At 64.0% G+C, this 23,475-nt stretch carries 23 protein-coding genes and 4 tRNA genes; 22 read left to right on the forward strand and 5 right to left on the reverse strand.

All coding sequences use genetic code 11. The annotated features are described in order from the left end of the window. Positions 1-7: 7 nt before the first annotated feature. The 3 genes from HLG70_RS21800 to HLG70_RS21810 are packed head-to-tail and all read left to right on the forward strand — an operon-like array spanning position 8 to position 2,793. On the forward strand, positions 8-832 hold the full coding sequence (locus HLG70_RS21800; RefSeq protein ID WP_171665994.1) for a GNAT family N-acetyltransferase: 825 nt from the start codon (positions 8-10) through the stop codon (positions 830-832). Between the two features lie 43 nt (positions 833-875). After that, positions 876-1,796, forward strand: coding sequence for a ParB/RepB/Spo0J family partition protein (locus HLG70_RS21805; protein WP_171665992.1), 921 nt, complete (start codon positions 876-878; stop codon positions 1,794-1,796). Further along, the gene (locus HLG70_RS21810) at positions 1,789-2,793 is read left to right on the forward strand and encodes an asparaginase (protein WP_171665989.1); all 1,005 of its coding nucleotides are present in this window, start codon (positions 1,789-1,791) and stop codon (positions 2,791-2,793) included. The genes HLG70_RS21805 and HLG70_RS21810 overlap by 8 nt, the downstream gene beginning before the upstream one ends. Before the next feature lie 16 nt (positions 2,794-2,809). Here HLG70_RS21810 and HLG70_RS21815 read toward each other — a convergent pair whose 3' ends face one another. Continuing rightward, the gene (locus tag HLG70_RS21815; protein WP_171665987.1) at positions 2,810-3,685 is read right to left on the reverse strand and encodes a LysR substrate-binding domain-containing protein; all 876 of its coding nucleotides are present in this window, start codon (positions 3,683-3,685) and stop codon (positions 2,810-2,812) included. Positions 3,686-3,837: 152 nt separating this feature from the next. Between HLG70_RS21815 and HLG70_RS21820 the strand changes: the two genes are divergently transcribed. The 4 genes from HLG70_RS21820 to HLG70_RS21835 all read left to right on the forward strand — a co-directional run bounded on the left by HLG70_RS21820 (position 3,838) and on the right by HLG70_RS21835 (position 8,366). After that, positions 3,838-4,425, forward strand: a complete 588-nt coding sequence (locus HLG70_RS21820; protein WP_171665985.1) for a cysteine dioxygenase family protein — start codon at positions 3,838-3,840, stop codon at positions 4,423-4,425. 2 nt (positions 4,426-4,427) lie between these two features. Continuing rightward, complete coding sequence (gene metC / locus HLG70_RS21825) at positions 4,428-5,624, forward strand: cystathionine beta-lyase (protein ID WP_171665983.1); 1,197 nt, start codon at positions 4,428-4,430, stop codon at positions 5,622-5,624. Further along, a complete protein-coding gene (locus HLG70_RS21830) occupies positions 5,624-7,219 on the forward strand; it encodes a rhodanese-like domain-containing protein (RefSeq protein ID WP_171666583.1) in 1,596 nt (531 codons plus the stop codon). Before metC ends, HLG70_RS21830 begins: the two co-directional genes overlap by 1 nt. Positions 7,220-7,364: 145 nt before the next feature. Next, a complete protein-coding gene (locus HLG70_RS21835; RefSeq protein ID WP_171665981.1) occupies positions 7,365-8,366 on the forward strand; it encodes a Bug family tripartite tricarboxylate transporter substrate binding protein in 1,002 nt (333 codons plus the stop codon). 17 nt (positions 8,367-8,383) lie between these two features. Here the strand turns inward: HLG70_RS21835 and HLG70_RS21840 are convergent, their stop codons facing one another. The 4 genes from HLG70_RS21840 to HLG70_RS21855 are packed head-to-tail and all read right to left on the reverse strand — an operon-like array spanning position 8,384 to position 12,931. Beyond that, entirely contained in the window at positions 8,384-9,145 is a 762-nt protein-coding gene (locus HLG70_RS21840; RefSeq protein WP_171665979.1) for a DeoR/GlpR family DNA-binding transcription regulator, read from the reverse strand. A gap of 17 nt (positions 9,146-9,162) precedes the next feature. Beyond that, positions 9,163-10,845 (reverse strand): ABC transporter permease subunit, encoded by a 1,683-nt coding sequence (locus HLG70_RS21845; RefSeq protein WP_171665977.1) that lies wholly within the window; start codon positions 10,843-10,845, stop codon positions 9,163-9,165. 22 nt (positions 10,846-10,867) lie between these two features. After that, positions 10,868-11,875 carry an ABC transporter ATP-binding protein gene (locus HLG70_RS21850; RefSeq protein WP_171665975.1) on the reverse strand — a complete coding sequence of 336 codons (1,008 nt, stop codon included), beginning with the start codon at positions 11,873-11,875 and terminating at the stop codon, positions 10,868-10,870. A gap of 48 nt (positions 11,876-11,923) precedes the next feature. After that, on the reverse strand, positions 11,924-12,931 hold the full coding sequence (locus tag HLG70_RS21855; RefSeq protein ID WP_171665973.1) for an ABC transporter substrate-binding protein: 1,008 nt from the start codon (positions 12,929-12,931) through the stop codon (positions 11,924-11,926). A gap of 198 nt (positions 12,932-13,129) precedes the next feature. On the opposite strand from HLG70_RS21855, the gene hisN reads away from it, so the two are divergent. The 15 genes from hisN (at position 13,130) to rplL (ending at position 23,408) form a co-directional block, all read left to right on the forward strand. After that, positions 13,130-13,936, forward strand: a complete 807-nt coding sequence (gene hisN / locus HLG70_RS21860; RefSeq protein WP_171665971.1) for a histidinol-phosphatase — start codon at positions 13,130-13,132, stop codon at positions 13,934-13,936. Between the two features lie 58 nt (positions 13,937-13,994). Then, on the forward strand, positions 13,995-15,380 hold the full coding sequence (locus tag HLG70_RS21865; RefSeq protein WP_171665969.1) for a glutamine synthetase family protein: 1,386 nt from the start codon (positions 13,995-13,997) through the stop codon (positions 15,378-15,380). Between the two features lie 30 nt (positions 15,381-15,410). After that, the gene (locus tag HLG70_RS21870; RefSeq protein ID WP_171665967.1) at positions 15,411-16,799 is read left to right on the forward strand and encodes an aldehyde dehydrogenase family protein; all 1,389 of its coding nucleotides are present in this window, start codon (positions 15,411-15,413) and stop codon (positions 16,797-16,799) included. A gap of 24 nt (positions 16,800-16,823) precedes the next feature. Beyond that, positions 16,824-17,987, forward strand: coding sequence for an iron-containing alcohol dehydrogenase (locus tag HLG70_RS21875; protein ID WP_171665965.1), 1,164 nt, complete (start codon positions 16,824-16,826; stop codon positions 17,985-17,987). 113 nt (positions 17,988-18,100) lie between these two features. After that, positions 18,101-18,187, forward strand: a tRNA-Tyr gene (locus HLG70_RS21880). Between the two features lie 146 nt (positions 18,188-18,333). Continuing rightward, positions 18,334-18,407: transfer RNA gene (locus HLG70_RS21885), tRNA-Gly, on the forward strand. A gap of 12 nt (positions 18,408-18,419) precedes the next feature. Continuing rightward, positions 18,420-18,494 (forward strand) — tRNA-Thr (locus HLG70_RS21890). Positions 18,495-18,550: 56 nt separating this feature from the next. Further along, positions 18,551-19,741, forward strand: coding sequence for an elongation factor Tu (gene tuf / locus HLG70_RS21895; protein WP_057285896.1), 1,191 nt, complete (start codon positions 18,551-18,553; stop codon positions 19,739-19,741). A gap of 144 nt (positions 19,742-19,885) precedes the next feature. After that, a tRNA-Trp gene (locus HLG70_RS21900) sits at positions 19,886-19,961 on the forward strand. 64 nt (positions 19,962-20,025) lie between these two features. Further along, on the forward strand, positions 20,026-20,406 hold the full coding sequence (gene secE, locus HLG70_RS21905) for a preprotein translocase subunit SecE (protein WP_171667614.1): 381 nt from the start codon (positions 20,026-20,028) through the stop codon (positions 20,404-20,406). 9 nt (positions 20,407-20,415) lie between these two features. Further along, positions 20,416-20,949: a transcription termination/antitermination protein NusG gene (gene nusG, locus HLG70_RS21910; protein ID WP_171667613.1), complete on the forward strand. Its 534-nt coding sequence runs from the start codon at positions 20,416-20,418 to the stop codon at positions 20,947-20,949. 63 nt (positions 20,950-21,012) lie between these two features. Beyond that, entirely contained in the window at positions 21,013-21,444 is a 432-nt protein-coding gene (gene rplK / locus HLG70_RS21915) for a 50S ribosomal protein L11 (protein ID WP_046806050.1), read from the forward strand. 2 nt (positions 21,445-21,446) lie between these two features. Continuing rightward, positions 21,447-22,148, forward strand: coding sequence for a 50S ribosomal protein L1 (rplA, locus tag HLG70_RS21920; RefSeq protein WP_171667612.1), 702 nt, complete (start codon positions 21,447-21,449; stop codon positions 22,146-22,148). Positions 22,149-22,421: 273 nt separating this feature from the next. Beyond that, on the forward strand, positions 22,422-22,946 hold the full coding sequence (gene rplJ / locus HLG70_RS21925) for a 50S ribosomal protein L10 (protein ID WP_171667611.1): 525 nt from the start codon (positions 22,422-22,424) through the stop codon (positions 22,944-22,946). A gap of 81 nt (positions 22,947-23,027) precedes the next feature. Then, positions 23,028-23,408: a 50S ribosomal protein L7/L12 gene (gene rplL / locus HLG70_RS21930; RefSeq protein ID WP_006227008.1), complete on the forward strand. Its 381-nt coding sequence runs from the start codon at positions 23,028-23,030 to the stop codon at positions 23,406-23,408. Positions 23,409-23,475 lie beyond the last annotated feature (67 nt).

A 23,475-nucleotide genomic window follows, 5' to 3' on the forward strand; every position in this document is an offset into this window, starting at 1 on the left:
GTAACTCATGTCCGTCGCCGCGCTCTTTTCCCCGACACCAACGCACACCTGCAGCACGCCGCAAGCCGACGTGCGCGACGTCCTGCGTGTACGCCTCGAAGAGGCCGCGCTGAACGCCACGGCGGTTGGCGCGCAGGTGCTCTATGATGACTGGTTGGTGCGTTTCGCGCCTTCGCCAGCCAAGCGAGTGCGCAGTGTGAATGTGCTGGGGTTATCCACACGTCCGCTGGACGAGCGCCTGGCGTATTGTTCTTCGTTGTATGCACGCCATGGCTTGCCCATGGTGCTGCGCATTACCTCCATCGGCCCCGATTTTTCGCTCGACGCCGAACTGGAGGCCCGCGGTTATACCTTCACCGGTGAGACCCGAGTCATGAGCACGCCGCTCGCCCCCCGGATCAATGCCAGGGGCGATCTGCTATTCAAGATTGTCGATGCCGAGCGCTTTGCGGCGGCGGTCGGGTCCATGCGCGGTTCGTCATCCGGGCACATTGGAGAACATCAGGCACGTCTGCAAGGACTTGCTGTGGATATCCTGCCGGTGCTCGCGATCGACGCGGCGGGGCAGTGCGTTGCCGCGGGCTTGGCCGTTCGCGACGACGACCTGCTTGGCTTGTTCGACATCGTCACGGACCCGGGGCAGCGGCGTAAAGGCTACGCCGCTTTCCTGGTGGAACACTTATTGGCTGAAGGCGCCGCCAGCGGCGCCAAGACGGCTTACTTGCAGGTCGAGCCGGAAAACACCGCCGCGCGCGCTTTGTATGGCCGCTACGGTTTCAAAGACTGTTACGCGTATTGGTACCGCCTGCCCGCCGAGCAGACGGACGCCTGAGCCTGGCTCGGGATACAAAAACAGAAGGAAAGAGGATTTAACTATGGCCACCAAGAAACCCAAGGGATTGGGTCGCGGACTGGACGCCTTGCTGGGCGCGGACGCGCCTGTCATCGACAACATCGGCAAGGCCATGGCCAAGCCCGAGGGTCCGCCATCCACCTTGCCCATCTCGAAGATGCGCGCCGGCAAGTATCAGCCGCGCACGCGCATGGACGAGGGCGCCTTGGGTGAGCTGGCCGAATCGATACGCACACAAGGCATCATGCAGCCCATTCTTGTACGCGGGCTAGGCGAAAGTGCGCCCGGTCACTACGAGATCATCGCGGGCGAACGACGTTTCCGTGCTGCCCAAATGGCTGGCCTGAAGGAAGTGCCGGTGCTGGTGCGCGAAGTGGCCGACGAAAACGCGGCCGTCATGGCGCTGATCGAAAACATCCAGCGCGAAGACCTGAACCCGCTGGAAGAAGCCCATGGTGTGCGCCGCCTGCTCGATGAGTTTGGCCTGACGCACGAACAGGCCGCGCAGGCTATCGGCCGGTCACGCTCGGCCACCAGCAACCTGTTGCGCCTCTTGAACCTGGCCGCGCCCGTGCAGACCATGTTGCTGGCCGGCGATGTGGACATGGGCCATGCGCGTGCGCTGCTGGCCGTGGACGCCGCAACTCAGATCCAGTTGGCCAATCAGGTCATCGCGCGTCGCCTGTCGGTGCGCGAGGCCGAAAAGCTTGTCGCCAAGACCGCCAAGGAAGCAGAAGCGGCGGCATCGCCCAAGAAGAAGGCCAATGGCGTCTCGCGCGATCTGACCCGCCTCGAAGAGGCCTTGTCCGATCACCTGGGAACGCGTGTCGCGCTGAAGGTGGGCGCCAAGGAAAAAGGACAGATCGTCATCGACTTTCATGGCTGGGAACACCTGAATTCCCTGCTGGAACGCCAAGGCCTGTCCGGAGTGGTGGATGCCTGAACGCGCTCTGCCTGTCATAGCGGTACTGGCAACGGGCGGCACGATCGCGGGCGCTCAGGCCGACGCTACCTCTGCGGGCTACAAGGCCGGTTCGTTCTCCGTGAACGACTTGCTTGCCGCGGTTCCGCAGCTGACGGGCATTGCCGATATCCGCGCCGAGCAGGTAGCCAATGTCGGCAGCCAGAACATGACGCACGACGTATGGCGCGCGCTGGCACAGCGCGTGGACACGCTTTGCCAGGACGCCTCGGTGGCCGGCATCGTGATCACGCATGGCACCGACACACTTGAAGAAACTGCGTACTTCCTGAGCCTGGTGATCCGTCACGACAAGCCCGTCGTGCTGGTGGGCGCCATGCGTCCCGCCACGGCCTTGGGCGCGGAAGGCCCCGCCAACCTGTACAACGCGGTGGCGCTCGCGCGCCACCCCGACGCGCGCGCCCGCGGGCCGCTGGTCGTCATGAATGAAGACGTGCACTACGCCCGCGAGATCCAGAAGATCGCCAGTGCGGGCCTGTGCGCGTTCGCTTCGCCCAATCGTGGCCGCGCAGGAGTCATGCATGGCGGCGCGCCGTGCTTCTACTCCCGCAACACCACCACGCACAGCGCACAAAGCGAGTTTTCACTCGCATTGCTGGAAAAAGCCGGCTGGCCGCGCGTGGACATCGTCTATGCCCACGCCAACCTGCAAGCCGACCTGATCGATTTCCTGGCCAGCGCCGCCGACGGTATCGTGCTGGCGGGCGTGGGCGACGGCAACGCCACCGACCTGGCCATTGATGGCTTGCGCCGCGCGGCCGACGATGGCGTAGCCGTGGTGCGCTCCAGCCGCACCGGCAGCGGCTTTGTCGCGCGGGATGTCGAACTGGACGACGCCAGCCTGGGCTTCGTGGCCGCGCGCGATCTGAATCCGCAGAAGGCACGCATCCTGCTGATGCTGGCGCTGTCCGTCACGCGCGATCCGGCTGCCCTGCAGCAAATCTTCGACCGCTATTGAAAGCAGGGCCTGATCGCTACGCTGTCGCGTCGCCTTGTTGCGCCAGGCCCAGGTTCGTCCTGAGCATGTCGTAGACCTGCCGCGTCAGCGGATTGATCAGGTCGCGCCTTATCCACAGGAAGTAGGTCACGTCGGGCAGCGGTGGCAACCCTTCCTTTTCTCCCAGCACACGCATTTCCGGTCCCAGCAGCTCCACGCTGCGGGCCGTCACCCCCAGCCCGGCGCGCAACGCGGCTTTTATTCCCACCAGGTTCGGCGCCACGTAGTTGGTGTGCCAGCGCACGCGCGCCTGCTCCAGCGCATTGAGCGCCAGGCGGCGGAAGATGCTGGGATCATCGGCCAGCACCAGCGGTACCGGCGCATGCACGTCATGCACGTAGTCGGCCGAAGCCAGCCATACCGTGGGCGAGGTGCGCAGCGCCACGCCTTCGAAGTCCTGGTCGAAGCGGGTGGAAATGGTCAGGTCGATCTCGCCGGCGCGCAGCGCGTCCATCAGGAAGGGGCTGCGATCCACGCGGATTTCCAGTTTCACGCGCGGGGCCGAGCGCGCGATGTGCGTCAGCAGGGTGGGCAGGATCGTGTCCGCCACGTCCAGCGGGGCGCCCAGCCTCAGATCCCCCTCCAACTCCCCGTCCTGCAGGGCGCGAAGCGCCTCGTCGTTGATGGCCAGCATGTGGCGGGCGTATTCGACCAGACGCCGGCCATGCGATGACAGCAGTTTGTTGCGCCCGTGTTTTTCGAACAGAGGCAGCCCGATCATGGACTCCAGCCGCTGCATCTGCTGGGTGATCGCCGACTGCGTCTTGTGCAGGCGGTTGGCGGCTTCGGAGAACGTTTCATGCTGGGCGATTGCCGTCAGCGTGCGGAGCAGGTCCAGATCCAGATTGCGCATGCCTGACTCGAAGTAGGGGCGTGAAAAGCAGGTTAGGGATAACCCAAAATATTAGCAATGCTAATGGAATGTTAAGGCAATTTAAATTGTTGAGGCGGAATCCCGGCGATACAGTGAGTGCAATAACTCATGAATCAAGAGGGAAAGCCAAAGTGAGCACTGCACATCCCCATCAGGCCGGCATCGACAATGCGGTTGGAAATATTAAAAAAACTGTAGGAAATAAGGGCCTGAACCGCGAGAGCCTCCGGTCCGTGCTGGATGAACTCGTGGCCTTGGCCGGCAACACCGCGTGGTGGGCCGCCGACCGCTATCCGGCCCCCGAAGGCGACGAGCGCCAGGCGCGCTACCTCATCGCCGAAGACGCCGACAAGAGCTATGCGCTCTATCTGAACGTGATGCGCCCGGGCAAGAAGATCGTGCCGCACAACCACACCACCTGGGCCTGTATCGCCGCCGTCGAGGGGGTGGAATACAACTACGTCTACGATCGCACCGACGACGGCTCCGTGCCCGGCGTGGGCAAGCTGGAAAAGACCGGCACCGTCGTGGTGGGTCCTGGCGCCGGCATCGCACTGATGCCGGACGATATCCATGCCGTCGAAATCCAGGGCGACAGCGTCATCCGCCACCTGCACATGTATGGGCGCGCGCTGGAAACGCTGAATGAACGCCTGGGCTTCGACCTGGAGACCGGGACCTGCAAGGTCATGCCGATCGGCGTGCAGACGCGCCGCTGATCATGAACAAGCCCTATCGGTCCGCGACCCGCCTGCTGCGTGCTGGGCGTCCCCATCAAGGCTGGGTCAACACCCCGGTCACACGCGCCAGCACTTACGTGTTTGAAAGCGTGGAAGCCTGGCGCGACACGCGGGCACGCCGCGAGCAGGAGCGCCTGCCATCCTACGGCGCGCGCGGCACCGACAGCACGCATGCGCTGGAAGACGCGCTGATCGAGCTGGAGCAGGGCTTTCGCGCCAAGCTGTACCCCACTGGCCAGGCCGCCATTGCCACCGTGCTGCTCGCCTATCTGCGCGCCGGCGACCATGTGCTGCTCACCGATGCCGTGTACGAGCCGGTGCGCCGGTTCTGCGCGGAACACCTGGCCCGGCTGGGTATCGAGCACACGTACTACCGGCCAGACGGCGTCGGCATCGAGGCGCTGATCCGGCCCAACACCCGGATGATCTACGCCGAGTCTCCGGGCTCGCTGACTTACGAGATGCCGGACCTCCCCAAGTTATCCACAACCGCGCGCAAACACGATTGCTGGCTGGCTGTGGATAACACCTGGGCGTCCGGATTGATACACCAGCCGCTCACGCTCGGGGCCGATATCTCCATCCTGGCGGCGACCAAATACCTGGGCGGGCATGCCGACGTGATGATGGGAGCCGTCGTCACCAACGAACGGGCCTGGCGTGCGCTGGAACGCGCCACGATCGACTTCGGCCAGACGGTGGGCGCGGACGATGCCTTCCTGGTGCTGCGCGGAATGCGTTCGCTGCCGCTGCGCATGGCGCAGCATGCCCGCAGCGCCATGCAGGTTGCCCGCTGGCTGCTGGCACGTCCCGAGGTGGCCCGGGTGCTTTGCCCCGCCTTGCCTGGCGATCCGTCGCACGCGATCTGGTTGCGGGACTGCAGCGGCGCCAATGGCTTGCTGACCGTCGAGTTGTCGGACGCCTTCACGGAGTCCGACGCCGAACGCCTGATCGACAGCCTGCGGCTCTTTGGCATCGGCGCATCGTGGGGCGGCTTCGAAAGCCTGGTGATCCCGGTCAATCTCGCCTCGCGCGCCGTGCCAGACAGCGTCGCGCGCGGCCCCATGCTGCGCTTGCATGTCGGCCTGGAAGACCCGGAGGACCTCATTGCCGATCTTGAGTGCGGCCTGTCCGCCCTGACCCAACCACAACCACTCCGTTCCCTCCGAATCTCATGATGCACCCCAACACCGACCATTCCTTTGCCGACGTCGACGCGCATACGCTCAAGCAATGGCTGCACGACGGCAGCGAGATCGCGCTTCTCGATGTGCGCGAGCATGGCCAATACGGCGAGTCCCACCTGTTCTACGCGGCGCCCTTGCCATACAGCAGGCTGGAGATGGATATCGTGCGCCTGGCGCCGCGTCGCGGCGTGCGGGTGGTGGTCTACGACAACGGCGGCGCCGATGACACGGCGGCGCGCGCGGCGCGGGCATTGGGCGCGTTGGGCTACGGCCAGGTGCATCGCCTGGCGGGCGGCCTCGCGCATTGGCAGCAGGAGGGCTATGCCGCGTTCGCGGGGGTGAACGTCCCCAGCAAAACCTTTGGCGAACTGGCCGAAGAAGTTTTTCACACCCCGCGCATCGGCGCCCGCGAGCTGGCCGAACGCCAGCGGCGCGGCGACGACCTGATCGTGCTGGACGGCCGGCCCTATGCCGAATACCAGAAGATGAGCATCCCTGGCGGGGTCTGCTGCCCCAACGGTGAACTGGCGCTGCGCGCCCACACGCTGGCCAGCAGTCCGGACACCACGATCGTGGTGAATTGCGCGGGCCGCACGCGCAGCATCATCGGCGCGCAGACGCTGATCAATCTGGGTGTCCCCAACCCCGTCTACGCGCTGGAGAACGGCACGCAAGGCTGGTACCTGGAAGACCTGCAACTGGAACACGGGGCCCGCCGCCGCTACGCCGACGACATTGCCGAGAAAGACGTTCCCGCCCTGGCGCAACGTTCCGCGCAATTGGCCGAACGCCATGGCGTTCCCGTGGTCGGCGCCAGCCAGGTCCAGGCCTGGCTGCACGACACGGCGCGCAGCACTTTTCTTTGCGATGTGCGCAGCGCCGAAGAGTTCCAGCAGGGCTCCCTGCCCGGGGCGCAGCACACGCCGGGCGGTCAGCTGGTGCAGGCAACCGACCAGTACCTGGCCGTGCGCGGCGCGCGCATTGTCGTGTTCGATGGCGAAGGCGTGCGCGCGCCCGTCGTCGCCAGCTGGCTCAGGCAGATGGGGTGGGACGCCTGCGTGCTGAAGGAGGGCGTGCAGGCCGCGCTGACCCATGCAGCGGCCGTGTCGCACGCGCCGGCGGTCTCCGTGCTGTCCGACGCCGCGTTGGCGGCTGCGCTGGCGCAGGGCGCCCAAGCGATCGATATCCGTCCCAGCATGCGCTATCGCGCCAGGCACATCGCCGGCGCTCGCTGGTCCGTCCGCCCGCGGCTGGACCGCCTGGCGCTGGACGCCACGCGTCCGGTGGTCCTGCTGGCCGAAGAGGCCGAGCTGGCCGCCTGGGCCGCCGGCGACCTGCGCGCGCGGGGCATCGCGGACATCAAGGTGAACATCGGCACGCCGGAAGGCTGGTCGGCGCAGGGGATTGCGCTGGAATCCACGCCGGCCGAACCGGCCGACAGCGAGTGCATCGACTATCTATTCTTCGTGCATGACCGCCACGACGGCAACAAGGCCGCCGCGCGCCAGTATCTGGCCTGGGAGACCAACCTGGTCAAGCAGATAGACGAACGCGAACTTGCGGCCTACCGCTTCCCGGCCGGCTGACAACGCCGCCGCCGCGGCGGCACAGACGCATCAACCTGATCACTACGCCCCGGCGGCTTTTGCCGACGGGGTGCGGACGGTTCATGGCGAACCGGAACGCAAAGGACGGCCGAGTATCCGGCTGACTACACAAGGGGAAATCCAGATGAAGCAACATGCATTGCACGCTTGCAAGGCCGCCGCCGCGGCAATGGCCGGACTGCTGTTGGGAGCCGCCGCCCACGCTCAGGCGCCCGCGCCCTTGGCGGACTTTCCCAAGCAGGCCATCACCGTGGTCTCGCCATTTCCTCCCGGGGGCGGCAACGATGGCGTGGCGCGGCTGATCGCGCAGGAGCTGGGCACCATCACGGGCCAGAGCGTGGTGGTGGAAAACCGCTCCGGCGCGGGCGGCAACGTCGGCACGGCGCAGGTCTCGCGGGCCAAACCCGATGGCTACACCCTCGTGATGTCGCAGACCAGCGTCATGGCCGTCAATCCGCGCCTTTACAAGAACGTGGGCTTTGATCCCTTGAAGGATTTCGCTCCGATCTCGCAGATCACGTCGGCGCCGCTGGTGCTCGTGGCGCGCACCGAGAGTCCGTACAAGAGCCTGAACGACTATCTGGCGGCCGCGCGCAAGCAGCCGGGCACCATCACCTATGCAACCCCCGGCAACGGAACCATGAGCCACCTGATGGGCGCGCTCGTGTCGCAGAAGGCCGGCGTCAAGCTGGTGCATGTGCCGTATCGGGGCGCGGCGCCGGCCATTACCGACCTGATGGGCGGCACAGTGGATATGTTGATCACCTCGCCCGCGTCGGCCGAGCCCATGGTGGCCGCTGGCAAGCTGCGCATTCTTGCGATGAGCCACGGCGACGGCGTGGGCATCTTCAAGGAGGCGCCCACGTTGCAGCAGGCCGGCATGGAGGGCATCACCGCGGATGACTGGTATGGTCTGTTCGCACCCGCGGGCACGCCGTCCGAGCGCATCGCCTACCTGGCGCAGGCCGTGGACCAGGCCATGAAGTCGCCCGCCGTGATCGCCAAGATCAACAGCGGGGGCAGCCGGCCGGTGGGCAGCCCGCCGGCCGCCTTCAAGACCCGCCTGCAGCAGGACACGGCCTACTGGGCCGAGATGGTGAAGACCGCGGGCGTGTCGCTGGATTGACGGATGCGCCGGCGGCGCTACACCGCCAGGGTATTGCCCACGGCCGACTTCAATGCGGCGTAGGCCGGCGACTTCTGCGCGCTGCCGTTGGTGACGAGGTGGTCGATCCGGTCCGCGCTGCAGTACGACACCCGACTGCACAGGCCGATCTTGCTGAAGTCGGCCAGCAGCACGAGCTGCTTGGCGTTGGCCGTCATCGCGCGCGCCACCTCGGCCTCGCGCAGGTCGTAGTTGGTGGCGCCGCATTCCACGTCGACGCCCACCGGCGACAACAGCGCGAGGTCGGCGCGGTAGCGGTGGATCTCGGCAATCGTGATGTCGCCCGCAGTGGCGCATACCGGGCCGCCGACGGACCCTCCCAGCATGATCAGCTGGTTGGCGCCATTGCCCGCCGCGCCCACCTTCAGGGCGACGTCGAACGAATTGGTAATGATGGTCAGGCCGGACAGCTTGGCCAGTTCGTCGGCCAGGACGCTGGTGGTGCTGCCTGCGTCCAGGAACAGAGTCTGTCCGCTGGATACCAGGCCGGCCGCGGCTCGCGCGATGGCGCGCTTGTACTTCACGCGGGTATGCACGCGCTCCGCGATGGGAGGCTCGTTATGCACGGGAACGGCGCCTCCGTGCACGCGGCGCAATTCTCCCAAAGCCTCCAGTTCGAGCAGATCCCGCCTGACGGTTTCGCGCGACACCCCGAGCTCGCCGACGATACGGTCGGTCGATACCTGCTGCAATGAAGACAGCAGGGCGCGGATTCTCTGATACCGCTCTTCTTGCCACATATCCGATGCTTCCTAATCTATGTCCGCCGCCGCGCGGCTGCTGCGATCAATGCGCGCAACACCAGCAGAGAACCCCCCACGACCAGCATGATAAGGGTTGAATAGGCCGCCGCTTGCGAAACGAAGCCGGCTTCGTCCAGCCGCAGCACCGATACCGGCGCGACGCTGACCGAGGGCGTCACCAGAAAGATCACCGCCGACAGGGTCACCATGGAGCGCATGAAGAGAAAAAAGAAGACACCCAGCACGGTGGGCCCGATCAGCGGCAGCACGGCGTCGCGCAACACATGCAGGGTGCCCCCGCCCAGGCAGCTCACCGCTTCCTCCAGCGCCTGCGGCACGGCGCGCATGCCGGTCATCATCGTCAGGAAGCCCTGGGTATGGTAGTGGTAGAAGTTGCACAGGGCGATCAGCGCCGCGCTGCCGTAGAGCGCATACAAGGGCGTTCCCGGCGCATTGAACGCGAAAATGTACGACAGGCCCAGCACCAGACCCGGCACCCCGACCGGAAGCACCGACACCATGTACACCAGCTTGGCCCAGGCGCGCGGAATCCGGCATACGCCGAAGCTCAGGAAGAACAGCAGCAGCACGCCTGCGCCAGCGGCCGCCAGCGACAGGTACAGCGAGGTCCAGAGCGGCGAATAGCCCCCGCTGACCGTGATGTCGTAGTGCTTCAGGGTCCATTCCATGCGGTATGGCCAGAGCCGCATGAAGCTGGCGAAGATGACGGTGCCCACCGTGACGATGATCGTGCTGACGGCAAGCAGCACGCCGGCGCTGAATGCCGCATCGCGGCCACGCGATGGTTGCGGCGTGACCTTCAGGCCGCTGGGCGAGGCCGATCCGAACTGGCGCTGCGAGGCTACGCGCTCGATCTGCACCGAGACCAGCGAGGGCAGCAGCAACAGGATGCCCACCACGGATCCCAGGCCGAAGTTCATCTGTCCCGACACCTGACTGTAGATCTCCGTGGCCAGCACGCGATAGTTGCCGCCGATCACCGCCGCATTGCCGAAGTCCGTGATGGTGATGACGAACACGACGAATCCCGCGCTGAGCAATCCGAATTTGCAGTTGGGCAGGGTGATGTCGAAGAACTGGCGCGCGCTTGACGCGCCCATGACCTCGGCCGCGTCGTAATAGCGGGCATCCATGTTGCGCAAGGCCGCCTGCAGGATCAGCACCGCCTGGGGCAGGGCGTAGAAGACATTGGAGATCAGCAGGCCCCAGAATCCATAGATGTCGATCTCCCATCCGGTCCACCGGTGCACCAGCCCATTTCGTCCAAGTATGAAGATGAGGCCCAGCCCCTGCACCAGCGAAGGCGCCAGCAGCGGCAGCACCAGCGCCAGCCGCACCAGGGCCTTGCCGCGCATGCAGCTCCGGTCCAGACCATAGGCGACAGCGAACCCCAGCACAATGCTGACCACGGTGGTGGCGGCGCTCATCACCAGGCTGTTGAGGGTAGCCGTGAGGATGCCACGCGTGGCGAAGACTTCGGCATAGTTGCCCAGGCCGATGGAACCGTCCTTCTCCACCAGGCTGCGCCATGCCACGGTGGCCAGCGGATACAGGAAGAACAGCGCCAGGCCCGCCATGGGTATGGCGACGCAGGTCCACAGCAGCAGGCGGTCGGCCGACCAGGGCGCGCGGCCCGTCGGCGCTGCCAGCGCGACGCTCGCGTGCGCGCTGCTCACGCAACCGCTCCGAACGGCGCATTCATGCGCTGACCCAGGCGCAATGGCCGGGTTCGATGGCCAGGCTCACGGGCGCGCCGCGCGACAGCCCCGCCGCGCCGTGCTGCTCCACCGTCAGTTCGCGGCCCATCCAGGCGACGCGCAAGCGCGTGAGGTTGCCCATGAAGGTCAGGTCCTGCACGCGGCCGGGGCCGCGTTCATCAGCCGCGACGCGCAGGTTCTCCGGACGCAGGCAGGCCTCGTAGCGCTCGCTCGCGCCTTCGGGGCGCGTCGCCAGCAGTTGAGGCATGGCCTCGCGCACCCATTCGGTGGGCAGCAGATTGCTCAGGCCCACGAAATTCGCCACGAACCGAGTGCGCGGCCTGAGGTACAGGTCCGAGGGTGATCCCACCTGTTCGATTCGCCCGTCATTCATGCAGACGATCTTGTCGGCCAGCGTCAACGCCTCCTCCTGATCGTGCGTGACCATGACGGTGGGAATCTTCAGCCGGCGCTGCACCTCGTGGATTTCGGCGCGCATATCCGTGCGCACGCGCGCATCCAGCGCCGACAGTGGTTCGTCGAGCAGAATCAGCGCCGGATCGACCGCGAGGGCGCGCGCCAGGGCGACACGCTGTTGCTGCCCGCCCGAGAGCTGGTGCGGGTAGCGCTCGGCATAGTCGGGCAGCTTGATCAGCGCCAGCAGCTCCCGGACCCGGGCGCCGATGCGCTCACGTGCTTCGCCGCGGATGCGCAGTCCGTAGCCTACGTTCTCGGCCACCGTCATGTTGGGAAACAGCGAATACGACTGGAACACGATGCCGAAGCCGCGCTTGCGCGCCGGCAGTGCGCTCAGGTCCCGTCCGCCCAGGGTGATCGTGCCACGGTCAAACGGCAACAGGCCTGCCACGATGCGCAGCAGGGTGGTCTTGCCGCATCCGCTGGGTCCCAGCAGGCAGACGAATTCGTGCTCCCCCACCGAGAGGTCGATGTCTTCCAGCGCTACCGCGGTATCGAAGGTCTTCCGTATCCCACGCAATTCCAGATACATGGCGTCTCCAGGACGGCTTGCCGCCGGCGCAGGCCGGTGGCAAGCCGGTCAGCGCTTGATGGTGTTCTGCCAGGTCTTGATCGTTGCATCGCGTTCGGCGGCGGACTTCTGGAAATCCACCGGATACAGCACGGTGGTCAGGTCCTTGGGCAGGCCGGCCGCCTCCGCTGCCTTGTTGGGGGCGGCGCCGGGCAGGGTGACCAGTTCCTTGTACTTGCTGTAGAGCCCGCCAGCCTGCGCCGACAAGGTCCAGTCCAGGAAGCGCTTGGCGTCCTCGGGATTCTTGGCCGTCTTCATCAGGCCGGACGCCTCCAGTTCGTAGCCCACCCATTTGGATGGGATCACCATCTTTACGGGGTAGCCTTCCTCGATGGACTGCATGGCGGGGAAGGCGAATGACACGCCGATGGCGTATTCGCCCGCTCGCGCCATCTTGCAGGGGCGTGAGCCCGACGGCGTGTACTGCGCCACGTTCTTGTCCAGGTCCTTCAGCAGCGCCCAGCCTTTTTCCTGGCCCAGACCCTGCAGCAGGGCGACGATCTGCAGATAGCCGGTGCCGGATGCCGCAGGGCTGGGGATAACTATTTCCCCCTTGTAGACAGGCTTGGTCAGATCCTCCCAGGAAGTCGGCATGGGCAGGTTCTTGGATTTCAGCCTGTCGGTGTTTACACAGAAGGCAGCCACATAGCCGGTGGCGGCAAACCATTTGTTGTCCGTGCCCTTGTATTGGGCCGGCAGCGTATCCGTGCCCTTGGCCGCATAGGGCGCCAGCAGATTCTGCAGGCGGGGATCCAGCATGTTGCTGACCGCGAAGCCCCAGATGACGTCCTGTTGCGGGTTGGCCGCCTCGGCGATCAGACGTGCGCCCAGATCGCCGGTAGAGAGCCGCAGCACATTGACCTTCACATCCGGCATGGCCGCGTTGGCGGCCTTCAGGTAGGCCGCGATTTCGTCTTCTTCCAGCGCGGTGTAGACGGTGATGGCGCCGGCATGGGCCTGCGCACAACCTAGGGAAATTACTGCAACCACAAGGCTAAGCTTCTTCATACATTGCATGATGGGACTCCGGTGGGGAATACACGGCAACGGTGGTGAGCTACGTATGCGGACGGCGACCTGTCTGAACTAAAGTCCAGGTTGCAGTTTTATGTATGTTTGCAAATTTGTGGCAACGTGTCTAGACTGGAAAAACCTGCATGCAGGAGTTTTTTTGGCGTAGGCACCTCCTCTCTCGCCACTCCTGGGAGCGCATCAATGCAAACTTCTTCGCCCTTGTCCGCGCAGCAACTCGCTGCGTTTTCCTCGTTCGCCCAAATGCTGGCGGACCGCGTGCGGCCCTTGTCGCGCAAGTGGTTCCGGCATCCACTCGCCGTGGACACCAAGGCGGATGAAAGCCCGGTCACGCAAGCGGACAGGGAAGTCGAAGCGACCCTGCGCGAGGTCATCGCCTTGCACTACCCCGATCACGGCATCTTCGGCGAAGAGTTCGGAGCCTCCCATGCCGAGGCCGAGTTCGTGTGGTCGCTGGATCCCATCGACGGGACGCGCGCGTTCATCTCCGGCAACCCGCTGTGGGGCACCTTGCTGGCGCTGCTGCATCGGGGAAGACCGGTGCTGGGCGTCATCGATATCCCGATGCTGGACGAGCGCTGGATCGGCGTGGCCGAGTCCTCCGCGCGGCTCAATGGCGAGGATTGCCGCGTCAGCGCCTGTGCCGAACTGCGCCAGGCCATCCTGTACGCCACATCGCCCGACATCTTCGAGGGCGCCGAGCTCGCGGCATTCGACGCCTTGACCCAGGCGGCCCGCATGCGCCGTTATGGCGGCGACTGCTACAGCTATGGGCTCCTGGCCAGCGGCCATGTGGATCTTGTCGTCGAGGCCGGCCTGCAACCGTATGACTATCTGGCGCTGATGCCCGTGATCGAAGGCGCGGGCGGCGTCATCACCGATTGGACGGGGCAGCCGCTCAGCCTCGAATCGCAGGGCCGCGTGGTCGCGGCCGCCACGCCGCAGCTGCATCGCCAGGCGATGCGGGTGCTGGGGGCGGCCATGGCTTGAATCACGCGCTGCCCGCCCGCAGTTCAACGCAACGCTTCAGCCACAAAGGTGAACGAGCATGCATGCACTAGGGGTAGCAACGGTGGAAGACGCGGAGCGTCTGGTGCAAGCCAGTCCGCTCTCGCATATCAAGGTGGGCTTGTCCGACGTGGACGGCGTCATGCTGGGCAAGTATCTGCGGCGCGACAAGTTTCTCGGCGCGCTGCGCTCGGGGCTGGCATTTTGCGACGTCGTCTTGGGCTGGGACCTCGACGACCAGCTCTACGACAACACCAAGTACACCGGCTGGCACACCGCCTACCCCGACGCCAAGCTCAGGATCGTGCCGCAGAGCGGCCGCCGGCTGCCGCTCGAACAAGGTCCTGGCGGTGAAGACATGCTGCTGTTCCTGGCGGAATTCGAAGGCGATGCGGGCGCCATCTGTCCGCGCCGCCTGCTGCACCGGACGATAGAGCGCGCCGCCGGCATGGGCTTTGACGTATACGCGGCGCTGGAATACGAGTTCTTCATGTTTCGCGAGACGCCGCACTCCGTGCGCGCGAAGAACTACCGCAACATGGAGAACTGGACACCGGGAAATTTCGGATACTCCGTGCTGCGCAGCACGGTCGAAGGCGACTTCTACCGCAAGCTCCTGGACATGTGCGAACGCATGGACATGCCCATCGAAGGCCTGCATACCGAGACCGGTCCAGGCGTCCTGGAAGCGGCGATCGCCGTTGACCTGGCTGCCGCCGCGGGCGACAAGGCGTTCCTCTTCAAAACCTTCGCCAAGGCGCTCGCGCAACAAAATGGCCTGATGGCGACATTCATGGCGAAATGGTCGCACGACCATCCGGGGCAGAGCGGCCACATCCATCTGTCGCTGCGGGACCGGAAGACGGGGCGCTCGGCTTTTTTCGACGAATCGCAGCCCCACGGGATGAGCGCCGTGCAGGCGTCCTTCATGGCTGGCGTGCAGCACTACCTGCCCGAATTCATGGCGCTGTACGCGCAGACCATCAACAGCTATTCGCGCCTGGTGCCGGGGTACTGGGCGCCGCTGGACGCCACTTGGGGCATGGAGAACCGCACCACGGCGCTGCGCCTCATTCCGGGCAGCGACAAGTCGCAACGCGTCGAAGTGCGCATCGGCTCGGCCGACGCCAATCCCTACATTGCGCTGTCCGCCGCGCTGGCCTCCGGCCTGCATGGAATCGAGCAAGGCCTCAAGCCCGAGCCGATGGTGCAGGGCAACGCCTATACCCAGCAGTTTCCCGGGCATTTGCGCCTGCCCACGACCCTGTGGGAGGCCGCGCAGCGGCTGCGCGAATCCGAGGCTGCCCGTCACTTGTTCGGGGATGCCTTCGTGGAGCATTACGTGGCCACGCGCGAATGGGAAGAAAGGCAGTTCCGCCGCCACGTGACCGACTGGGAGCTGGCGCGCTACTTCGAGATCATCTGAATCCATCCAACCCGCTTGTTCAGGCCCGCCATGACCCAGGAACTCATCACCATCAGTCCCATCGACGGGCGCGAGGTCGTGCGCCGCGCTTATGCCAGCGAAGCGCAAATTGCGCAGGCGCTGGCCAACGCCCAGGGCGCTCAAGCGGCCTGGCATGCCTTGGGCGTGGCCGAGCGGGGGCGCATCGTATCGGAAGCCGTCGACCGCTTCGTGGCGGCCAAGGACGAGATCGCGCGCGCCATCACGATCCAGATGGGCCGGCCCTTGCGGTACACGCCGGGAGAGGTGGCGGGATTCGAGGCCCGCGCGCGCCATATGATCGCGATCGCGGGCGAGGCCCTGGCGCCCATCCCCGCGACCGCGCAGGCGGGCTTCACGCGCTTCATCAGCCGCGAGCCGATCGGCGTCGCCCTGACCATCGCGCCATGGAACTACCCCTTGCTGACCGCGGTGAACAGCATCGTGCCCGCTTTGATGGCGGGCAATACCGTCATCCTCAAGCACTCGGACCAGACGCCCTTGTGCGCGGAGCTGATGGACCGCGCGTTTCGCGATGCCGGCGCGCCGAAAGGCGTGTTCCAGTATCTGCACGCCAGCCATGACATCGTGCAGCGACTGATCCGCGCGCCCGAGATCGGCTACGTGTCGTTTACCGGTTCCGTGCGCGGTGGCCGCAACGTCGAGGAAAGCGCGGCAGGGCGCTTCATCGGCGTTGGCCTGGAACTGGGCGGAAACGATCCGGCCTATGTGCGTGCCGATGCCAAGATAGATCATGCGGTGGAGACGCTGGTCGATGGCGCGTTCTTCAATTCGGGGCAGTCTTGCTGTGGCATCCAGCGCATCTACGTGGCGCGGGCTCTGTACGACGACTTCATCGAACGCGCGGTCGCCTTGACCAGCGGCTACGTGTTGGGAAATCCGCTGCATGCGGACACGACGCTGGGTCCGGTCGTGCGTGCGCACGCCGCCGCCGAGATCCGTGAAGTCATTGCCCAAGCGGTATCCTCCGGCGCCAGAAATATGATTGATCCATCACATTTCACAGAAGCGAGCGAAAGCTCGCCTTACGTGGCGCCGGCCTTGCTGACGCAGGTTGACCACCGCATGCGCATCATGAACGATGAGTGCTTCGGGCCGGTCGTCGGCATCATGCCCGTCGATAGCGACGAGGAAGCCATCACGCTGATGAACGACAGCCCCTATGGCCTTACGGCCGCGGCGTTCACGCAGGACGAGGAGGCCGCGCTGCATATCGGCAGGCAGGTCCGAACCGGCACGTTCTTCATGAATCGTTGCGACTATCTGGACCCCGCGCTTGCCTGGACCGGCGTGAAGAACACCGGCAGGGGTGTATCGCTGTCGGCCGTCGGATACGAGCAGCTTACGCAAGCCAAGTCCTTTCATCTGCGCAGCGTCTGACATGACGTATTCAGGAATCGAACCATGACCGTGCCCTCCGTCAACTGGAACTACCCCACTGCCATCAAGGTCGGCCCCGGCCGCGTCAGTGAGCTGCCCGACTGGTGCCGCGAACTCGGCATGGCGCGCCCCTTGCTGGTCACCGATCCCGGCCTGGCTACCTTGTCGATGATCGGCGATGCGCTGCTTGCCTGCCGCACGGCCGGCCTGGACTGCGGCACGTTCCATGAAATCAAGGGAAATCCAACCGGCCGCAATGTCGATGACGGGGTTGCGGCGTACCGGCAGGGCCGCCACGATGGCGTGATCGCATTCGGCGGCGGTTCCGCGCTGGACGCCGCAAAGGCCATCGCCTTGATGGCGGGCCAGACGCGGCCCCTGTGGGACTTCGAAGACATCGGCGACAACCATCTGCGCGTGAATGTCGCCGGCATGGCGCCCGTGGTGGCGGTGCCCACAACCGCGGGCACGGGCTCCGAAGTCGGGCGGGCATCGGTCATCACCGACGAGTCTGCCCAGGTGAAGCGGATCATTTTCCACGCGCGCATGCTGCCATCCATCGTGATCCTGGATCCGGAGCTGACAGTCGGCCTGCCGCCGAGGATCACGGCAGCCACCGGCATGGATGCGCTGTCGCACAACCTGGAGGCCTACTGTTCGCCGTTCTTTCACCCGATGGCGGCGGGCATTGCGGTCGAGGGCATGCGCCTCGTCAAGGAGTACTTGCCGCAAGCGGTGGCCGAGGGCAGCGATGTGCAGGCGCGCCAGCAGATGCTGGTGGCCTCCTGCATGGGCGCCACCGCGTTCCAGCGTGGCCTGGGTGCCATGCATGCGCTGGCGCATCCGCTGGGCGCGCTTTACGACGCCCATCACGGCATGCTCAACGCCATCCTCATGCCTTATGTGCTGAAGGCGAATCAGCAGGCGGTGGCGCCGCGGCTGGAAACGCTTGCCCGCTACCTGGGTTTGCCGCAAGCCGGGTCGGGCGCGGTGCTGGATTGGGTGCTGGCCCTGCGCGAGGCGGTGGGCATCCCGCATACGCTGGCCGAAATCGGCATCGACGAGGCCCAGGCCGAGCGGGTGGGGCGCATGGCTTGCGAGGATCCCTCGGCCGGAACCAACCCGGTCAACTACACGGCCGACGAATATTCTTCACTTTTTCGTGCAGCAATTCGCGGAAACCTGTAAGCTTCGCCCCCTCTGCGCGGAAACGCGACGGTGGCAGAACAGAAATTTTGAATTTTTCGTCCGAATGGTTTGACAGCGGATTTGAAAGTGTTCATAATCTCAAGTTCTCCGCTGGAGGGGTGCCCGAGTGGTTAAAGGGGGCAGACTGTAAATCTGTTGGCCTTGCGCCTACGTTGGTTCGAATCCAACCTCCTCCACCAGAGACCCATACCTAAATCCAGGCGCGGTTAGCCTGGATTTGCAATGTAAGGCCTAGGGAACTGGGCGGCCTTCGCAAAGAAGGTTGTAAGGTTCCCCAGGCCTTGATTTCGAAAGGTCTGGGAAAGAGAAGGTGAAAGGGTTTGCCGCGGGTGTAGCTCAATGGTAGAGCAGAAGCCTTCCAAGCTTACGACGAGGGTTCGATTCCCTTCACCCGCTCCAAGATTTTTAAATGCCCATGTGGCTCAGTGGTAGAGCACTCCCTTGGTAAGGGAGAGGTCGCGCGTTCGATCCGCGCCATGGGCACCACAAATTTCCAAGTTCTTTTCTTCAGTCAGAAGCGCAATCCAGGTCAGGAGTCAGCCATGGCAAAAGGCAAGTTTGAACGTACCAAGCCGCACGTGAACGTGGGTACGATTGGTCACGTTGACCACGGCAAAACGACGTTGACGGCGGCGATCACGACCGTTCTGTCGAACAAGTTTGGCGGCGAAGCCAAGGGCTACGACCAGATCGATGCGACTCCTGAAGAAAAGGCTCGCGGCATCACGATCAACACGGCTCACGTCGAGTACGAAACGGAAGCGCGTCACTACGCGCACGTTGACTGCCCGGGCCACGCTGACTATGTGAAGAACATGATCACGGGCGCCGCGCAAATGGACGGCGCGATCCTGGTTGTGTCGGCCGCTGACGGCCCGATGCCGCAAACGCGTGAACACATCCTGCTGAGCCGCCAGGTTGGCGTGCCGTACATCATCGTCTTCCTGAACAAGGCTGACATGGTTGACGACGCCGAGCTGCTCGAGCTGGTGGAAATGGAAGTTCGCGAACTTCTGTCGAAGTACGACTTCCCGGGCGATGACACCCCGATCGTCAAGGGTTCGGCCAAGCTGGCGCTGGAAGGCGACAAGGGCGAACTGGGCGAACAGGCCATCATGAACCTGGCTGCCGCTCTGGACTCGTACATCCCGACGCCTGAGCGTGCCGTTGACGGCGCGTTCCTGATGCCGGTTGAAGACGTGTTCTCGATCTCGGGTCGCGGCACGGTGGTTACCGGCCGTATCGAGCGCGGCATCGTCAAGGTCGGCGAAGAAATCGAAATCGTCGGTCTGGTTCCGACGGTCAAGACGACTTGCACGGGCGTGGAAATGTTCCGCAAGCTGCTCGACCAAGGTCAAGCCGGCGACAACGTGGGTATCCTGCTGCGCGGCACCAAGCGTGAAGACGTTCAGCGCGGTCAAGTTCTGGCCAAGCCGGGCTCGATCACCCCGCACACGGACTTCACGTCCGAGGTGTACATCCTGTCCAAGGAAGAAGGCGGCCGTCACACTCCGTTCTTCCAAGGCTATCGTCCCCAGTTCTACTTCCGCACGACGGACGTGACGGGCACGATCGAGCTGCCGGCCGACAAGGAAATGGTTCTGCCGGGCGACAACGTGGCCATGACGGTCAAGCTGTTGGCTCCCATCGCCATGGAAGAAGGCCTGCGTTTCGCCATCCGTGAAGGCGGTCGTACCGTCGGCGCCGGCGTCGTCGCCAAGATCCTGAAGTAAGCAATACCCGGATGGGTAGAGTGGGCACTCAAGCCCCTCTATCCATCTTTGCTGTAAAAGTAGTACTATGTATGGTTCCGCAAGCCGATGCAGGCGGAACAAGTGCAAAGTTTCAGTGAATGTGTAGTGCAAGTGTAGTGTTTTAGGGGCATAGCTCAATTGGCAGAGCGTCGGTCTCCAAAACCGAAGGTTGTAGGTTCGATTCCTACTGCCCCTGCCACCGCCAGGATAAACCCGCGGGAGATTATCGCGAGTTACGCATTCACGGCGGCTCGCGTCGCAATATGTCTAATACCAGCGTAGAAACCGTAACCAGTACCGCCGACCGGGTCAAGCTCGGGCTGGCGGTTCTCGTCGTTATTGCTGGCATCGTCGGGTTTTCCGTGCTTAGCGCACAGCCGATGCCTGCACGTGTCGGCGTGTTCGTCGGCGGCCTCGTGATCGCAGCCGTGATCGCCTGGTTCAGCGAACCCGGCCGCCGTACCCTGAGCTTTGCCAGCGAGTCCTACAACGAAGTCAAGCGTGTCGCATGGCCCACCCGCAAGGAAACGACCCAGATGACGGGTATTGTTTTCGCGTTCGTGGCAATCATGGGCATTTTCATGTGGGTGCTCGACAAGGGCATCGAATGGATTCTCTACGGCCTGCTGTTGGGCTGGAAATAAGGACGGCGAATGAGTAAGCGTTGGTATGTCGTCCATGTGTACTCCGGCATGGAAAAAAGCGTACACAAGGCCCTGAACGAGCGCATCGAGCGCGCAGGCCTGCAAACGTCTTTTGGCCGCATTCTTGTGCCCTCCGAGGAAGTCGTCGAGGTCAAGGGTGGTCAGAAGTCGATCACCGAACGCCGCATTTTCCCCGGTTACGTCCTGGTTGAAATGGACCTGACCGACGAAACGTGGCATTTGGTCAAGAACACGAACCGTGTCACCGGCTTTTTGGGTGGCTCGGGCAACCGTCCGTCCCCGATTTCCGAAAAGGAAGTCGAGAAGATCCTCTCCCAGATGGAAGAGGGGGTCGAGAAACCCCGCCCCAAGATCCTGTTCGAAGTGGGCGAGATGGTTCGGGTCAAGGAAGGTCCGTTTGCAGACTTCAACGGCAACGTCGAAGAAGTCAATTACGAAAAGAGCAAGGTTCGCGTGTCGGTCACGATTTTTGGTCGTGCCACGCCCGTCGAACTCGATTTCAGCCAGGTCGAAAAGACCTGAATTTAACCCCCGGGGAGCCTTGGCCGCATAGGTCGGGGCGATATAACCCGCAAGGAGCAAAGCATGGCGAAGAAGATCGTCGGCTTTATCAAGCTGCAAGTACCGGCTGGTAAGGCTAACCCCTCCCCCCCGATTGGCCCGGCACTGGGTCAACGCGGCCTGAACATCATGGAATTCTGCAAGGCGTTCAACGCCAAGACCCAAGGCATGGAGCCTGGTCTGCCGATTCCGGTGGTGATCACCGCCTTCGCGGACAAGAGCTTCACCTTCATCATGAAGACCCCGCCCGCGACGGTCCTCATCAAGAAGGCCGCTGGCGTGCAAAAGGGTTCGCCCAAGCCGCATACCGACAAGGTCGGCACGCTGACCCGCGCGCAAGCTGAAGAAATCGCCAAGGCCAAGGGCCCCGATCTGACCGCCGCTGATCTGGACGCCGCTGTGCGCACGATCGCTGGCAGCGCCCGCAGCATGGGCATCACGGTTGAGGGGATCTAATCATGGCAAAGTTGTCCAAGCGCGCAGCCGCTATTGCGCAAAAGATCGACCGCACCAAGCTGTACCCGGTCGCTGAAGCCCTGACCCTGGTCAAGGAAACCGCCGTCGCCAAGTTCAATGAATCCATTGACGTGGCCGTGCAACTCGGCATCGACCCGAAGAAGTCGGACCAACTGGTTCGCGGTTCGGTCGTGCTGCCCGCCGGCACCGGCAAGTCGGTCCGCGTGGCCGTGTTCGCCCAAGGCGACAAGGCTGAAGCCGCCAAGGCCGCCGGCGCCGACATCGTCGGTCTGGACGACCTGGCTGACGCGATCAAGGCCGGTCAAATGGACTTTGACGTTGTCATCGCCTCGCCCGACACGATGCGTGTCGTGGGTGCCCTGGGCCAGATCCTGGGTCCCCGTGGCCTGATGCCGAACCCGAAGGTCGGCACCGTGACCCCGGACGTCGCCACCGCTGTCAAGAACGCCAAGGCCGGTCAGGTTCAGTACCGTACCGACAAGGCTGGCATCATCCACGCAACGATCGGCCGCGCGTCGTTCGGCGTGGAACAGCTGCAAACCAACCTGGCCGCTCTGGTCGACGCCCTGCAAAAGGCTCGTCCCGCAGCTGCCAAGGGCATTTACCTGCGCAAGCTCGCCGTTTCGTCCACGATGGGCGGCGGTGCGCGCGTGGAAATTGCCTCGCTGTCGGCTTCCAACTAAGCCAACAGCAGTAAACGTACTTTGGGCTGCATCCGGATTCCTCCGGATGTTGCTGTCAAAGACCGCTGGAGCAGGGTAGTGGAAGGGTCCTCCCTTCCGTATGGAAAGCAGCATCCCCGCTGCCCCGCTTAATCCCGGAGCTCACACAGTCCGGATCCAGCGTAGACGGCGTCCCCAGGAAGATTTCTTTACACGAAGAACTCGACCAGGCGCCGCATTCGGTTGACGCGCAAGGCTCAGGCCCCAGGCGTCTTTTGATGGAGTGTTCAAACCGTGAGTCTCAATCGTCAAGAGAAAGCGGTGGTAATCGAGGAAGTCTCGGCGGAAGTCGCCAAGGCACAATCGATTGTTATCGCTGAGTACCGTGGTCTGGACGTCGCCTCTGTCACCGTACTGCGCAAAACTGCGCGTGAATCGGGCGTGTATCTGCGTGTTCTGAAGAACTCGCTGGCCCGTCGTGCTGTTGCCGGCACGGCTTTCGAGCCGTTGGCTGAGCAACTGACCGGTCCGCTGATCTATGGTATCAGCACTGATCCGGTTTCGGCGGCCAAGGTCATCGCAGGTTTCGCGAAAAGCAACGACAAGCTGGTCATCAAGGCGGGCGCATTGCCCAACAGCCTGCTGACCCAAGAAGGTGTGAAGGCTCTGGCCACCATGCCCTCGCGCGAAGAGTTGCTGTCGAAACTGCTTGGCACCATGCAAGCCCCCATCGCGCAATTCGTGCGTACGCTCAACGAAGTTCCGACCAAGTTCGCTCGTGGCCTCGCGGCCGTGCGCGACCAAAAGGCAGCGGCCTAATCGCCCTGCTGTCCGGAATTCGCTGAACGACGAAGCGACACCCAAACCCTGGCATTACCAAAATATTTGGAGTTCTGAAAAATGGCACTTAACAAAGCTGAAATCCTTGACGCCATCGCTGGCATGACCGTGCTCGAGCTGTCCGAGCTGATCAAGGAAATGGAAGAGAAGTTCGGCGTGTCGGCTGCTGCCGCTGCTGTCGCTGTCGCTGCTCCCGCCGCTGGTGGCGCTGCCGCCGCTGCTGAAGAGCAAACCGAGTTCACCGTCGTCCTGCTGGAAGCCGGCGCGAACAAGGTCAGCGTCATCAAGGCCGTGCGCGAGCTGACCGGTCTGGGTCTGAAGGAAGCCAAGGACCTGGTCGACGGCGCTCCGAAGCCCGTCAAGGAAGCTGTGGCCAAGGCTGACGCCGAAGCCGCCAAGAAGAAGCTGGAAGAAGCTGGCGCCAAGGTCGAAGTCAAGTAAGACCTGCGTCAACTGCCCGGGGACAGCACAGTTTGCAGTCCCCGGGCTTTTGCGTTTCCAGGAAACC

Source organism: Achromobacter deleyi (genome assembly GCF_013116765.2).
Lineage (GTDB): Bacteria > Pseudomonadota > Gammaproteobacteria > Burkholderiales > Burkholderiaceae_B > Achromobacter > Achromobacter deleyi_A.